This window comes from Oryzihumus sp. JJN4-3R, from assembly GCF_057747915.1.
Genome location: NZ_CM173229.1, coordinates 2150509 through 2165280, shown reverse-complemented (window position 1 = coordinate 2165280; position 14772 = coordinate 2150509). Strand labels below are relative to the sequence as shown.

The 14772-nt window shown below is 74.0% G+C and carries 12 protein-coding genes; 8 read left to right on the top strand and 4 right to left on the bottom strand.

All coding sequences use genetic code 11. The annotated features are described in order from the left end of the window. The first annotated feature begins 2 nt into the window (after window positions 1-2). The 3 genes from AC3ANM_RS10105 (at window position 3) to AC3ANM_RS10095 (ending at window position 4002) form a co-directional block, all read left to right on the top strand. Window positions 3-1193: a thiolase family protein gene (locus AC3ANM_RS10105; RefSeq protein WP_488284286.1), complete on the top strand. Its 1191-nt coding sequence runs from the start codon at window positions 3-5 to the stop codon at window positions 1191-1193. 364 nt (window positions 1194-1557) lie between these two features. After that, window positions 1558-2577, top strand: coding sequence for a helix-turn-helix domain-containing protein (locus tag AC3ANM_RS10100; RefSeq protein ID WP_488284285.1), 1020 nt, complete (start codon window positions 1558-1560; stop codon window positions 2575-2577). 138 nt (window positions 2578-2715) lie between these two features. Beyond that, on the top strand, window positions 2716-4002 hold the full coding sequence (locus AC3ANM_RS10095; protein WP_488284284.1) for an adenylosuccinate synthase: 1287 nt from the start codon (window positions 2716-2718) through the stop codon (window positions 4000-4002). 107 nt (window positions 4003-4109) lie between these two features. Here the strand turns inward: AC3ANM_RS10095 and AC3ANM_RS10090 are convergent, their stop codons facing one another. The 3 genes from AC3ANM_RS10090 to AC3ANM_RS10080 all read right to left on the bottom strand — a co-directional run bounded on the left by AC3ANM_RS10090 (window position 4110) and on the right by AC3ANM_RS10080 (window position 8613). Further along, window positions 4110-4487, bottom strand: a complete 378-nt coding sequence (locus AC3ANM_RS10090) for a hypothetical protein (RefSeq protein ID WP_488284283.1) — start codon at window positions 4485-4487, stop codon at window positions 4110-4112. A 255-nt stretch (window positions 4488-4742) separates the two neighbouring features. Then, window positions 4743-6086: a hypothetical protein gene (locus tag AC3ANM_RS10085; protein ID WP_488284282.1), complete on the bottom strand. Its 1344-nt coding sequence runs from the start codon at window positions 6084-6086 to the stop codon at window positions 4743-4745. A gap of 298 nt (window positions 6087-6384) precedes the next feature. Beyond that, window positions 6385-8613, bottom strand: coding sequence for a HelD family protein (locus AC3ANM_RS10080; protein ID WP_488284281.1), 2229 nt, complete (start codon window positions 8611-8613; stop codon window positions 6385-6387). A 153-nt stretch (window positions 8614-8766) separates the two neighbouring features. On the opposite strand from AC3ANM_RS10080, the gene AC3ANM_RS10075 reads away from it, so the two are divergent. Next, window positions 8767-9339 (top strand): GNAT family N-acetyltransferase, encoded by a 573-nt coding sequence (locus AC3ANM_RS10075; protein ID WP_488284280.1) that lies wholly within the window; start codon window positions 8767-8769, stop codon window positions 9337-9339. Further along, window positions 9336-10736, top strand: a complete 1401-nt coding sequence (locus AC3ANM_RS10070; RefSeq protein ID WP_488284279.1) for an aminotransferase class III-fold pyridoxal phosphate-dependent enzyme — start codon at window positions 9336-9338, stop codon at window positions 10734-10736. The genes AC3ANM_RS10075 and AC3ANM_RS10070 overlap by 4 nt, the downstream gene beginning before the upstream one ends. Here the strand turns inward: AC3ANM_RS10070 and AC3ANM_RS10065 are convergent. Beyond that, on the bottom strand, window positions 10733-11746 hold the full coding sequence (locus AC3ANM_RS10065) for a helix-turn-helix transcriptional regulator (protein WP_488284278.1): 1014 nt from the start codon (window positions 11744-11746) through the stop codon (window positions 10733-10735). The two genes, AC3ANM_RS10070 and AC3ANM_RS10065, sit on opposite strands and share 4 nt — an antisense overlap. Window positions 11747-12119: 373 nt before the next feature. Between AC3ANM_RS10065 and purD the strand changes: the two genes are divergently transcribed. From purD to AC3ANM_RS10050, 3 genes are read left to right on the top strand one after another with little or no spacing between them, the layout of a single operon-like run. Beyond that, a complete protein-coding gene (gene purD / locus AC3ANM_RS10060; RefSeq protein ID WP_488284277.1) occupies window positions 12120-13412 on the top strand; it encodes a phosphoribosylamine--glycine ligase in 1293 nt (430 codons plus the stop codon). Between the two features lie 39 nt (window positions 13413-13451). Then, on the top strand, window positions 13452-13970 hold the full coding sequence (locus AC3ANM_RS10055) for a SigE family RNA polymerase sigma factor (protein WP_488284276.1): 519 nt from the start codon (window positions 13452-13454) through the stop codon (window positions 13968-13970). A 13-nt stretch (window positions 13971-13983) separates the two neighbouring features. Then, window positions 13984-14736: a hypothetical protein gene (locus tag AC3ANM_RS10050; RefSeq protein ID WP_488284275.1), complete on the top strand. Its 753-nt coding sequence runs from the start codon at window positions 13984-13986 to the stop codon at window positions 14734-14736. The last annotated feature ends 36 nt before the right edge of the window (window positions 14737-14772 follow it).

The window sequence follows — 14772 nt, the reverse complement described above, 5'->3', positions numbered from 1 at the left end:
CCATGCGTGACGCCGTCATCGTCCAGGCCGTGCGGACCCCGGTAGGCCGCCGCAAGGGCGCCCTCGCCGGGGCCCACCCGGCCGACCTCAGCGCCGTCGTCCTGCGCGGCCTCGCCGACCGGGTCGGCCTGGACCCGGCGCTGGTCGACGACGTCATCTGGGGCTGCGTCTCGCAGGTCGGGGAGCAGGGCTTCAACGTCGGCCGCAACGGCGTGCTCGCCGCAGGCTGGCCCGAGTCGGTCCCGGCCACCACGCTGGACCGCCAGTGCGGCTCCAGCCAGCAGGCCCTCCACTTCGCCGCCGCCGGCGTCATCAGCGGGCAGTACGACGTGGCGGTCGCCGGTGGCGTGGAGTCGATGACCCGCGTCGCCATGGGCTCCAGCGTCGCCAACGGCCCCGGCGTGCCGTTCGGCCCCGGCGTGATGGCGCGCTACGAGGGAGTGCAGTTCAACCAGGGCATCAGCGCGGAGATGATCGCCCGCCAGTGGGGGCTCTCCCGCGGGGACGTCGACGCGTACAGCGTCTCCTCCCACGAGCTCGCCGCCGCGGCGCAGAAGTCCGGCGCGTTCGACGAGGAGATCGTGCCGGTGCCGCTGGCGGCCGACGGGTCGGTCGTCCTCGACGGCAGCGACCCGGCGACGGTGTTCACCACCGACGAGGGCGTGCGGCCGGGCACCACGGTGGAGGTCCTGGGCGGCCTCCGGACGGCGTTCGAGGAGAACGGCACGGTCACCGCCGGCAACGCCTCGCAGATCTCCGACGGCGCCGCCGCGATGCTGGTCACCACCTCGGAGATCGCCGCGGCGCACGGCTGGACGCCGCTGGCCCGGGTCCACACCACCGTCCTGGCCGGCGTCGACCCGGTCATCATGCTCACCGGCCCGATCCCGGCCACCGCCAAGGCGCTCGCCAAGGCGGGTCTGGGCATCGGGGACATCGACGCCTTCGAGGTCAACGAGGCGTTCGCGTCGGTGCCGCTGGCGTGGCTGGCCGAGACCGGCGCAGCCCGGGCCCGGCTCAACCCCAACGGCGGGGCGATCGCGCTCGGCCACCCGCTCGGCGGCTCGGGCGCTCGCCTGGCTGCGACGCTGGTCCACCACCTGACGCGCACCGGCGGCCGCTACGGCCTGCAGACGATGTGCGAGGGCGGCGGCATGGCCAACGCCACGATCCTGGAGAACCTCGGCCGCTGAGCCGCTCCACCCGGGGCCGGGTGGAGGGAGTCTCGCCACGCCCGGCATACGGCCCCCTCGGCGCGGTCGGAGGCGGAAGACATGCACACAGAAGTGCCGGGGGCCGGGACCCTTGACGGATCCCGACCCCCGGCACTGCCCCCTGCGATGAGCAGGGCCTCTGCGAGAGAGATCCTGCTGGTCGGCCGGAGGGCTTGTGTCCCCTGCGCGTCCCTCGGCGGCCTTCATCGATGATGCACTGTTTCGCCACAGGATGATGGCTCTTCTATGCCAATGGCCGTAACCTGCCAAACATGACATCGATCGTTGGCAGGGTTGACCACCGGCCGGTCGAGGGCCTCCGGTCCTTCCCGGGCGGCCCGGCATGAGCCCCTTCTTGGCGCCCTTCCGCGTGCCCGAGGCGGCCGAGACGCTCTACCGCCGGATCCTGCGCTCGGCCACGAGCGACATCGCCACGCACGCCGCCGAGCTGGGGTGGAGCGTCGAGGACGCCACGACCGCCCTCCAGTCCCTGATCGCCATCCGGCTCGTCCGCGAGACCACCGATCGCCAGGTCGTCGTGGAGCACCCGCGTGCCGCGCTCGAGCGCCTCATCGACAGCGAGGAGGCCCGGCTGGACGCCCGGCGGCGCGAGCTGTCCGAGGCCCGCAACGCCATCGTCCAGTTCACCGCCGACCACCGCGTGGGCCTGGCCGGCAACCAGGCCTCCCGGCGCCCCGCCTGGGAGGAGGTCTCGGCGCAGCTCGCGCCGAGCCTGGTCGAGCACACGATCCGGATCACCAGCGGCGTCATCCGCACCTCGGTCGTCAGCGTCGACGTGGGGCCGGGGCTGGACGGGGACACCTACCGCACCGGCCAGGCCGCGGTCGCCGCCGGGCGCGAGCAGCGGGCGCTCTACCCCATGGCCGCGCTCGAGGACCCGTCCAGCCAGCGGTGGATGCGGGGCTGGGCCGACGTCGGCGAGCAGCAGCGGGTCACGGACAACCCCCCGAGCGAGTTCGCGGTCTTCGGCAGTGAGGTCGTGCTGGCCGTGGCGACCTGGCGCGACGCCGGGGCGGACTACGTCGTGATCCGTGACGGGATGCTGGTCTCGGCCTTCACGACGATGTTCGACCTGGCCTGGTCGGTCGCCCTGCCGGTGCCGGACAACTCGGAGGAGACCGACGCCGACCGCCGGCTGCTCACCCTGCTGGCCGGCGGGTTCAAGGACGAGGCGATCGCCCGGTACCTCGGCTGGGGGGTGCGCACCGTCCGGCGCCGGGTGGCCGGTCTGATGGGCGACCTGGGGGCGGACACCCGCTTCCAGCTCGGCGTCGCGGCCCAGCGGCGGGGCCTGATCGGAGCCCACCGACCCGGGGTGGGCGGGACCACCCCGCGTGGGTGAGTTCGTGGTCGGGCATCACGAGCCGGTAACCTTCGGACGCACGGGCCCCGTGCGCACCAGCGGCGGGGCCTGAGCCATTCCCGCACCATCGGACGGGCGGGTGTGCCGCAGACGTACACGTTGAGGAAGGTGGCCCGGATGCCGGCGATCGTGCTGGTCGGCGCCCAGTGGGGCGATGAAGGCAAGGGCAAGGCGACGGACCTGCTCGGGAGCAGTGTCGACTACGTCGTGAAGTTCAACGGCGGCAACAACGCCGGCCACACCATCGTCATCGACGGCGAGAAGTACGCCCTGCACCTGCTGCCCAGCGGCATCCTCACCCCCGGGTGCACCCCGGTCATCGGCAACGGCGTCGTCGTCGACCTGTCGGTGCTCTTCGAGGAGATCGACGCCCTGAACGCCCGGGGTGTCGACACCTCGCGCCTCGTGGTGAGCGCGAACGCCCACCTGATCCCGTCATACAACCGGGTGCTCGACAAGGTGACCGAGCGCTTCCTGGGCAGCCGCCGCCTCGGCACCACCGGCCGCGGCATCGGCCCGACCTACGCCGACAAGATGTCGCGCGTCGGCATCCGCGTGCAGGACCTGTTCGACGAGAAGATCCTGCGCGCCAAGATCGAGGGCGCCCTCGACCTGAAGAACCAGGTGCTCGTCAAGATCTACAACCGTCGCGCCATGGAGGTCGACGAGGTCGTCGAGGAGCTCACGCAGTATGCCGAGCGGCTGCGTCCCATGGTCGCCGACACCGGGCTGCTGCTGTCCAACGCCCTCGACGAGGGCAAGACGGTCCTGTTCGAGGCGGGCCAGGCGACGCTGCTCGACGTCGACCACGGCACCTACCCGTTCGTGACCTCCTCCAACGCCACCGCGGCCGGCGCCTGCACCGGCTCGGGCGTGCCGCCGACCCGCATCGACCGGGTCATCGCGATCCTCAAGGCCTACTCCACGCGCGTCGGCGAGGGGCCGTTCCCGACCGAGCTGCACGACGAGATGGGCGAGCGGCTGCGCCAGGTCGGTGCCGAGTTCGGCACGACCACCGGCCGGCCGCGCCGCTGCGGCTGGGTCGACGCGGTCGTCGGCCGCTACGCCACGCGGGTCAACGGGGTGACGGACTTCGTCGTCACCAAGCTGGACGTGCTCACCGGGCTGGAGACCATCCCGGTGTGCGTGGCCTACGACGTGCACGGCGTCCGCCACGACGAGATGCCGGTCAGCCAGAGCGACTTCCACCACGCCGTCCCGGTCTACGAGGAGCTGCCCGGCTGGAGCGAGGACATCTCCGGCTGCCGCACGTTCGAGGAGCTGCCGGTCAACGCCCAGCGCTACATCGAGCGGCTCGAGGAGCTCATCGGCGCGCGCATCTCCGCCGTCGGTGTCGGCCCGGGCCGTGAGGCCACGATCGAGCGGCACTCGCTGCTCGGCTGAGCCGCCCGGCCCTCGGGTCTCGGGCACGTGACCCCTGAGGTCGACGAAAGGGACACCTCCGCGCTGCGGACGTGTCCCTTTCGACGAACTCGAGGTGGGATGTGGGGTCAGCCGGCGCGCTGCTCCAGCCAGGCCCTGGTGATCTCGGCCTTGGCCTCGTCGAGGTCCTTGATGAACCGCGCCCGGCCCAGGTAGCGCACCGTGAAGCCGATGACGTAGTCGCCCTGGATCACCCCGACCTCGTGACCCTCCTCGTCGGTCATGACGAACGTGCCCGGTCGGCGGGTGGTGGTCAACGCCGGGGGCCGGGATCCGGCGGGTGCTGCCGCGGTGGTGGCCACGGGCTCTGCCGTGGGGGAGGTCTCGCGGTCGTCGTGCCCGGAGGGGGGCTCGACGGGTGGGGCATCGGCGCCCATGGGGTCGCCGCTCGTGCGGCCGGTCGCCGCGCCACGACGGTGGCGCAACCGGCTGGGGGGACGGAGCATCACTCACTCCTTGCTCTGAGCCGGCACGGGGATTGCCGTACCCGGAGCGTAGGCGTGACGCAGTGCCGCGACCTCGCCCGCAGGGGCGAGCGGGCCCGCACACCGGGGCACCCCTTTGCCCGACCTGCGGCTCATGCCGACGGTGGAACCCCGAGCCGCCGACCCGTGGTGGCACGGCGGAGCCCCCAGCGGCAGTCGGGCTGGGGGCTCCGTCGTGTTGAGCGGTGTGCCGGCGAGGGCCGGCGAGGTGCCACCTCAGGGATGCTGTCGGGCCACCCTGCGCAGGAAGGCACCCACCGTCATCAACAGTGCGGACAGTGCCATGAGGGGACCCACTGGCTCTGAACCGGTCATGGGAAGGGTTTGCACGGCGGGGGCCGCCGCCTCGGTCACCGGCGTGGCCGGCGGTTCCACCCGTTGCGGGGTGACGTGCGGGACCTTCGGGACCACCACGGGGGTCGTGGGGGTGCCGGGCGAGCTCGGGGTGCCGGGGTCCACGACCGGAGGCGTCACCGGGACGCCGCCGCCGTTGCCGCCGCCGCCGCCGTTGCCGCCGCCGTTGCCGCCGCCGCCGCCGTTGCCGCCGCCGCCGTTGCCGCCGCCGCCGTTGCCGCCGCCGCCGTTGCCGCCGCCGCCGTTGCCGCCGCCGCCGTTGCCGCCGCCGCCGTTGCCGCCGCCGCCGTTGCCGCCGCCGCCGTTGCCGCCGCCGCCGTTGCCGCCGCCGCCGTTGCCGCCGCCGCCGCCGTTGCCGCCGCCGCCGCCGTTGCCGCCGTTGCCGCCGCCGTTGCCGCCGCCGCCGCCGTTGCCGCCGTTGCCGCCGCCGTTGCCGCCGCCGTGTCCGTGGCCGTGGCCGTTTCCGTTGCCACCGCCGTGGCCGTGGCCGGTCCCGTTGCCACCGCCCTGGCCGCCGCCCTGGCCGTTGCCATTGCCGCCACCGTTGTTCGAGCCGCCGTTACCGCCACCGTTGTTCGAGCCGCCGTTACCGCCACCGTTGTCGGAGCCGCCGCCTTGGCTGCCGCCGTTGCCCGGGCTGCCGCCGGAGCCGCCGTTGTCCGAGCCCGAGCCGGAGCCCTGTCCGGTGCCGCCAGACCCGCCGCTGTTGCCCTGGCTTCCGCCGGAGCCGCCGGAGCCGCCGTTGTCCGAGCCGGAACCGGAGCCCTGTCCCGTGCCTCCAGTCCCGCCGGAGCCCTGTCCCGTGCCTCCAGTCCCGCCGTTCCCGGAGCCGCCGTTGTCGGAGCCGGAGCCGGAACCCTGTCCGGTGCCTCCGGTGCCTCCGGTGCCTCCGGTGCCTCCGGTCCCGCCGGTCTCGCCGGAGCCCGGGCCGGTCCCACCGGCGCCGCCCGCGCCCTGCCCGCTACCGCCGCCGGTGTCGGAGCCGCCGGTCCCGGTGCTGCCACCACTGCCGTTGCCGTTGTTGCCCGGGTTGGCGTTGCCGTTGCCGTTGCTGCCGTCGTTGGCGTTGTCGCTCCCGTTCGAGCCGGGAGCCGGGTCCGGCTGGCCAGTGGCGGAGGCGCCGTTGCCGTTGCTGGTGCCGGCATTGCCGGCTGCCGCAGCGGTCACACTGGGTGCCAGGACCATCGCCCCCGTCAATGCCCCCACCGCGAGCTTCTCGCCCCATGGACGACGTCGACCGGATTCGCGAGCCATCAGCGCGCTCCCTTGACCACGAGAGCAGGAGCCGGCGGTCGGCACCCCCACCGGAGGAGTGCTCCAGGGGTCTGCTCCTGACCAGCGTGGCCTTGGTCAAGGTTTGGTAAAGCCGCTTGCGCGCAGGATCAACCTTTCGTCGAGAAGGTCGACCCGTTGGAGGTAGCCCGGGGTCGCCCGGATGGCCGAACCCAAACCCGGGCGATCCCTGAGGCGCCGGGCAAAGGCGTCGATCCGGGCAGACCGCGCCTCAGGCCCGGGGCTCCAGCACCGTCATGCGGTGGGCCGCGCGCGTCAGCGCGACATACAGGACACGCACCCCACCGGGGGACTCCGCGCTGATCTCGGCGGGGTCCACGATGACCGTCGCGTCGTACTCCAGGCCCTTGGTCGACATCGGGTCGACGACGAAGACCCGCTCCGAGGGGTGCTTGGCCAGGGGCGCGGCCAGGTCCGCCCACGCGCGCGGGGTGATCACGGCGATCGACCCCTCGACCTCGCCCAGCAGATCCTCCACCGCGTCGCCCAGCTGGTGGGCGAGCTCGGCGACCGGGACGGCCAGCTCGCGCGGCTGGACCCCGGTCTCCCGCACGGCCTGCGGGATGTCCGCGTCCGGCACCTCGCGACGCACCACGACGGCGGCGTAGTCGAAGATCTCGCGGGCGTTGCGGTAGTTGGTGTCCATGTGGAACAGCCGCCTCGGCTGGGACCCGAACGCCTCCTCGCGCGCCCGGCGCGACTCCGCGAGGTCCGGCCAGGAGCTCTGGGCCGCGTCGCCGACGACGGTCCAGGACGCCCAGCGCCCGCGGCGGCCCAGCATGCGCCACTGCATGGGTGAGAGGTCCTGGGCCTCGTCGACCAGGACGTGGGCGTACTCCTCAGGTCGCTCGACCCGGCCGTAGAGCAGCCGCTCGCGCATCGTGTGCGGGGTGACCTCGGACTGGCGGGTGACCACCGGCCCGCGCAGGGACTGCGACTGCACCTCGGCGACGCCGTACTGCGAGACGTCGTCGAGCTCCTCGATCTCGTAGAAGCCCCGCTCCTCGCGCGCCTGCTCGCGCATCGGCCCGAGCCGCCCGGCGAGGTCGTCGATGAGGGCCACGTCGGCCACCGACCACTGGCCCGTCTCGAGCGCGGCCTGCATCGACTCGACGAGCACGTCGACCTCTCGCGGCGACAGCACGCCCTGGGCGTAGCGCCGGGTCCGGTCGCGGTCGCCCAGCCAGAGCAGCACCTCCCGCGGGTCCAGCGGACGCCACCACTGGGTCAGGAACGCGTCGACCTCGAGGTGGTCGGTGAACCGCTCCATGAAGTCGGCCTTCTCGCCGTGGCGGTCGCTGGCCCACGCGGCCTCGGCCAGGGCCTGCTCGGCCGCCTCCAGCCCGAGGTTGCGCTGGTGGTGGCGCAGCACCTGGGCGCGGACCCGGCCCAGCACGTCGGCGTCGAGGCGGATCGGCCGGCCGGCGACGAACGCGCGGAACTGCGTGGGGGCGTCCGGGATGATGTCGCGTGCCGCGCGCGAGAGCACCCGGCGGATGCGCAGCGAGCCCTTGACCGCCGCCGCCTCGTTGGAGTCCAGGCGCTCGGTGCTCACGCCGTCGACGACGTCGCCGAGCGAGCGGAGGGTCACCGTCTCCTCCCCGAGGGAGGGCAGGACCCGCTCGATGTATGCCGTGTAGGCGGCCGAGGGGCCCGCGACCAGGATGCCGCCGTTCTCGAAGCGACGGCGGTCGGAGTAGAGCAGGTAGGCGGCGCGGTGCAGCGCCACCACGGTCTTGCCGGTGCCGGGGCCGCCGGTGATCTCGGTGACGCCGCGTGCGGCGGCCCGGATCGCCTCGTCCTGATGGCGCTGGATGGTGGCGACGATGTCGCGCATCTGGGCGCCGCGGCTGCGGGTCAGCGCCGCCATCAGGGCGCCGTCGCCCACGACGACCATGCCCTCGGGCGCCTCGGGGACCATGAGGTCGTCCTCGACCCCGATCACGTCGGCGCCCTTGCAGCGCAGCACCCGCCGGCGCAGCACGCCCATGGGGTCCACCGGCGTGGAGCGGTAGAACGGGGCGGCCGCCGGCGCGCGCCAGTCGATGACCAGCGGCTCGTACTCGTCGTCGCGCACGCCGAGCCGGCCCACGTAGCGCACCTCGCGGTCCTCCCCGCCCGAGCGCGTCTCGTGGGTGAGGTCGAGCCGGCCGAAGACCAGCCCTTCGTACTGCGTGTCCAGGGTGGTCCGTCGTCGGGCGGCGTTGAACACCAGCGCATCCCGCTCGAACAGCCCGGTCAGCTCCTCGTCGCGGACATCGCCGGTGCGGTCGGTGCGGCCCCGGGCCATGCCCTCGGCCTCGACGAGGGCGGCGCGCTGGGTCGCCTTGGCCAGCTCGGCGTAGACACGGTCCACGTGCGCCTGCTCGACGGCGATCTCGTGGGCGACCTCGGCCGACGGCTGGTTCGGCTGGGGCTTGGGCTGGTCCGGAAGGGTCACTTCTCCGCCTGGTTCGGGCTGGTCTGGGCACGGGGTCGGCACGCCCTCGTCAAACGTGCGAACGCACGAGTCTAATGTGCTCGCGTGCGTGATTCTGGCGTTCGCCCCCCGACCGGGGAGCCGCTGGTCGGTTCCGTCATCCGCCTCGACCCGATGACCGGCGCCGATGCCGCGGGCCTGCTTGCCGCGCTTGACGATCCGGGGGTCTGGGCGAAGGGCTTCGGCGGCGGTCCCGCCGGTCGCCCGGGTGACCTGGTGGCCATGCAGGCGTGGGTGGAGCGCTCCGTGGCGAACGCGTGCGCGACCGGGCGCACGGCATACACGCTGCGGCTGGTCGCGGACGGCGACCTGGGCCCGGCCGGCATGGTGGTGGGCACCTCCAGCCTCGGCGACATCGACCTGGCCAACGAGCGGGCGCACCTCGGCTGGACGGCGTACGGCCCCCGCTGGTGGGGGACCGTGGTCAACCCCGAGGCCAAGCTGCTGATCCTGCGGCACGCGTTCGTCGACTGCGGCTTCGGTCGCGTCAAGATCCAGACCGACCTGCTCAACGAGCGCTCCCAGGCCGCCATCGCCAAGCTCGGCGCGACCCGCGAGGGGGTGCTGCGCCGGCACATGCGGCGGGCCGACGGCACGTTCCGCGACACGGTGGTCTTCAGCATCCTTCGCGAGGAGTGGCCAATGGTGGAGGAGCGTCTGGTGGCGCGGATACGCTCGCTGGCATGACCGACGTCGCTGCCCAGCCCACCGCCGACGAGCTCGCCCCGCCGACCCCCGCGATCGACCGGGAGGCCGCCCGCCGGGCCTACGACGACGACCGGGCGCACGTCTTCCACTCCTGGTCGGCGCAGGGGGCGCTGACCCCGATGGTGGTGGCGGCCGCCCAGGGCTGCTGGCTGTGGGACGGCGAGGGCAACCGCTACCTCGACTTCTCCTCCCAGCTGGTCAACACCAACATCGGCCACCAGCACCCGCGGGTCGTCGCGGCGATCCAGGAGCAGGCCGCCCGGCTGTGCACCATCGCGCCGCAGCACGCCAACGACGCCCGCAGCGAGGCCGCCCGGCTCATCGCCGAGCGCGCCCCCGCGGGCATGGACCACGTGTTCTTCACCAACGGCGGCGCCGAGGCGATCGAGAACGCCGTGCGGATGGCCCGGCTGCACACCGGCCGGCGCAAGGTGCTCTCCCGCTACCGCAGCTACCACGGCCACACCCAGGCCGCGATCCACCTGACCGGCGACCCGCGCCGCTGGCCCAACGACTCCGGCGCCGAGGGCGTGGTCCACTTCGTCGGCCCGTTCCTCTACCGCTCGCAGTTCCAAGCCACCACCGAGGCCGAGGAGTCCGAGCGCGCCCTGGCCCACCTGGCCCACCTCGTGGAGATGGAGGGCCCGGCCACCATCGCGGCGATCGTCCTGGAGACCATCCCGGGCACTGCCGGCATCATGGCGCCGCCGCCGGGCTACCTGGCCGGCGTGCGCGAGCTGTGCGACCGGCACGGCATCCTCTTCATCCTCGACGAGGTCATGGCCGGCTTCGGGCGCACCGGCGACTGGTTCGCCCTCGACGGCTTCGACGGCGGGATCACCCCCGACCTGATCGCCTTCGCCAAGGGCGTCAACAGCGGCTACGTGCCGCTCGGCGGCGTGGTCATGAGCGGGGCGGTCTACGACACCTTCCGCGAGCGGCCCTACCCCGGCGGCCTCACCTACTCGGGCCACCCGCTCGCGACGGCGGCTGCCGTGGCGACGATCCGGGCGATGGACGAGGAGGGCATCGTCGACAACGCTCGCCGCATCGGCGCCGAGGTCCTCGGCCCCGGCCTGCGCGAGCTCGCCGCCCGGCACGCCGTCATCGGCGAGGTCCGCGGCCGCGGCGTCTTCTGGGCGCTGGAGCTCGTCGCCGACCGGCAGACCCGCGAGCCCCTGGTGCCCTACAACGCCTCCGGCCCGGCCGCCAAGCCGATGAACGACCTCGTCGCCGCCTGCAAGCGGCGCGGGCTGCTGCCGTTCGTCAACATGAACCGGCTCCACGTCGTGCCGCCGTGCACGGTCACCGAGGCCGAGGCGCGCCTGGGCCTGCGGCTGCTCGACGAGGCGCTGACCGAGGTGTTCGGCGGCTAGATGAGGCCGCGCCGGGCCGCCTGGACCCCGGCCTGGAAGCGCGTCCCGGCGCCGAGCTGGTCCATCAGGGCGCGGACCCGCCGCTCCACCGTGCGCTGGGACACCCCCGTCTGGCGCGAGATCGTCGCGTCCGAGGCGCCCCCGGCCAGCAGCGACAGGATGTGCAGGTCGCGCTTGTCGACCCCCTGCGAGGACATGCGCGAGGCGGGGATCGCCAGGCGCCAGATCGCGTCGAGGGTCGAGGCCAGGGCCAGCACGAAGGGCCGCGAGCGGATCAGCAGCGAGCCGTGCCCGGTGACGTCGTAGGAGGACAGGTCCAGCACGGCGGCGGTCTCGTCGACCACCACCGCCGAGAACGGCAGGTCGTAGGTGAAGCGGTACTTCTCCCCGCCCTCGGCGCGGGCGGCGAGCACGTCGCTGGCGTGGTCGAGCTGGAGCACCTTGGCGTCGTAGGTGGTGCGCAGGGCCAGCTCGACCCCCGCGGAGGAGTAGCTGCGCTCCCGGTGGCTGTCCAGGGGGGCGTCGAAGAGGATCCGGGTGCGCGGCGACATGTCCCGGGCGGTGCGCAGCTGCCGGGTGGCCGCCGAGACGATCTCGGCCGTTGCCGTGTGCAGGTCGTCGAGGGAGTTGAGCGTGGTGATGCCCTCGATCCGGCGGTGCGTGTCGCTCCTGGCCTGGTAGTAGACCTGACCGAGCTCGTGGGCGGCGGCCCGCGCCTCCCGCGCCCGCCGCTCGAGGTTGACGGCGTGCGCCGGCAGCGCGACGTCCGGGGGAGCGGGCTCCCAGGTGCCGTCGACGTGGACCGACACCAGGCCTCGCGAGGCGAGGATGCCCACCACGCGCTCGACGAGGTCGGCCGGGATGCCCTGGGCGACGAGCAGCTCCCGGGAGGGGCGGGGGTGCTGCAGGATGGCCAGGTAGACGCGGGTGATCATCGCCTCGGTCGTCTGGTCCGGCGGCTCGGCCGCCAGCCCGGGCGTCCGGTTGGTGAAGTGCGGGGCGTTCACCACGGCGGGGCCTCCTCGGTTCCAGTGGTACCCCCGCCGTCGCGGCGCGACGCGCCGTTCGCCGTGGCGGGATACCGACATTGACTGTAGCCCGCCAGCCAAAGGGCTTACACGCTCTCCCGTTCTTTGCCACAGTGATGTCAGCCGGCTAGACCGGCCGAGGCGCGAAGAGTCGCCGGTCCCCCCGCCGGGCGACCACGCGCTGGTCGCGGCGTCCCCGGGAGAAGCCCCCCCTGCCTCCCGGGGACGCCGCGCACATCATTTTTCCGGGCCTTCCCGTCTCGCCCCCGCGCCGTATGCCGTGCCGGTCGCCTCGCGCGCCCACCCGCTCCCCGGCCCTGCCGCCCCCGCGGGAGGCTCCCCTAGGCTCTCGCGGGTGAAGGTTCTCGTCATCGGATCCGGTGCCCGCGAGCACGCCATCGTCCGCGCGCTGATCGCCGACCCCTCGGTCGACGCCGTCATCGCCGCCCCCGGCAACCCCGGGATCGACACGATCGCGCTGTGCCGCGAGCTGCCAGGCGGCCTGCTCGACGGACCGGGCATCGCCCACCTCGCCGCCGAGGTCGGCGCCGACCTGGTCGTCATCGGCCCGGAGGCTCCACTGGTCGCCGGGGTGGCCGACGCGGTCCGCGCCCGGGGCATCGCCTGCTTCGGCCCCACCGCCGAGGCGGCGCAGCTCGAGGGCAGCAAGGCCTTCGCCAAGGAGGTCATGGCCGCGGCCGGGGTGCCCACCGCCCTGGCCCACGTCTGCACGACCCTGGACGAGGTGACGGACGCGCTCGACGCGCTCGGGGCCCCCTACGTCGTCAAGGACGACGGTCTGGCCGCCGGCAAGGGTGTCGTCGTCACCGACAGCCGCGCCCAGGCGGTCGCCCATGCCGCGCAGTGCCTGTCCAAGGAGGGCGGCCGGGTCGTCGTCGAGGAGTTCCTCGACGGCCCGGAGGTGTCGCTGTTCTGCCTGACCGATGGCACCACCGTGGTGCCGCTCAGCCCGGCCCAGGACTTCAAGCGGGTCGGCGATGGCGACGAGGGCCCCAACACCGGCGGCATGGGCGCCTACTCCCCGCTGGACTGGGCCCCCGAGGGCCTCGTCGAGGACGTGGTGGCCCGGGTGGCCCAGCCCACCGTCGACGAGATGCGTCACCGCGGCGCCCCCTTCGCCGGCGTCCTCTACGTCGGCCTGGCCCTGACCTCGCGCGGCCCGCGGGTCGTGGAGTTCAACGCCCGCTTCGGCGACCCCGAGACCCAGGTCGTCCTGGCCCGGCTCGCCACCCCGCTCGGCGCACTGCTGCACGCCTGCGCCACCGGCACCCTCGACCAGGTCGGCCCGCTGCGCTGGCGGCCCGAGCACGCGGTCACCGTGGTCATCGCGTCCAAGGGCTACCCCGACAGCCCGCGCACCGGTGACGAGATCCACGGCCTGGACCAGGTCGGCGACGACGCGTGGGTCCTCCACGCCGGCACCGCCCCCGGCCGCGACGGCGCCGTGCTCTCGGCCGGCGGGCGGGTCCTGTCCGTCGTCGCCACCGGGGCCGACCTCGGGGAGGCGCGCGACCGCGCATACCGGGCGGTCGAGGGGATCAGCCTCGACGGCTCGCACCACCGCACCGACATCGCCCTGGCGGCCCAGCGCGGAGAAGTCTCCCTCCCGGCCCAACCGGGGGCCTGACCCGGCGCGTCTCCCCTCACGAACAGGGGAGGTGCAGGGGTGAGGGCAGAGCAGGAGGAGTCGTTCCGGCAGTTCGCCGTGACGGCCATGCCGCGGCTGAGGCGGGTCGCGCACGCCAGCTGCCGGGACGCCCACCGGGCGGACGACCTGGTGCAGTCCACGCTGGAGAAGCTGTATGCCGTGTGGCCGCGGGTCGAGCGGGTCGAGGACCCGCTCGCGTACGCCCGGACCACGCTGGTGCGCACGCTCATCTCCGAGCAGCGGCGGCACTGGTGGCGGGCCGAGCGGTCCAGCGACGACCCGCACCGCGACGGGGGTGACGCCGGCGAGCCGGCAGCCGCCGACGCTGTCGAGACGCGGCTCGTGGTGACCGATGCGCTGGCCGGGCTGCCCGAGCGGCAACGGCTCGTCGTCGTCCTGCGCTACCTCGAGGACCTCAGCATCACGGCGGTGGCCGAGCTGATGGGGTGCTCCGAGGGCACCGTCAAGAGCACCTCCCACGACGCGGTGAAGGCGCTGCGCCGGTCCTTGGGTTCCCTGGCCGGACAACGGATGTGAGGGGGAGATGGGCATGAGCACGATCCACGACGAGGCTCCGCAGGAGCTGCGGGCGGCCTTCCAGCAGGACCTGCCGCCGGCGGGGTTCAGCCTCGAGGACGTCCTGGCGGGCGGACGCCGTCGGCGCCGTCGCAGGCAGGCGGCACAGGTGGCGGGAGGCGCGTTCGCGGTGGCGGCGCTCGCCGGCATCGCGGTGACGGGGGTGCGGGGGCTGGAGCCGCGCGTCACGCTGGTCGGCACGCCGGCGGCACGTCCGCCGGCGTCCGTGACGCCACCCGCGCCGGAGCCGGGCTGCTCGGCGCAGCCGGCGACGTGCACCGCGGTGCTGCGTGACTGGCTGGACGGGCACGGCATGGCGCTGCCTGCGGCCGGGCGGTTCCACAAGGACGCCAACCAGAACGGCGTGCGGTGGGAGAAGGGCACCTGGCGGTTCTACGGCGCCGTCGACCGGGCGGGGGACCCCCTGCACGCGGTCGAGCTCGGGGTGACCCTGGCGCCGTCCACGACGGCACCGGTCGGCAACACGGTCAGCTGGGACGGCTTCGACGGACACGACGTGCCGCTGCCCGACGGGGAGACGGCCCGGGCCTACGTCAGCCGCAGCCCCGGGGAGACGGCCCTGGCGGCCTGGCTGGTGCCGGCACGCGAGGGCGTCCACCCCGCCCTGAAGGTGGAGGTCTTCGTGGTCGACAAGGGCGGGGCGGCCACCGTGCCCCGGGCCTTCGACGACGCCTCGGTGGCCGGGCTGGTCTCGGCCCTGCTCTAGCCGGGTGGGGGTCGCGCGCGTGGGCTGCGAGGATGG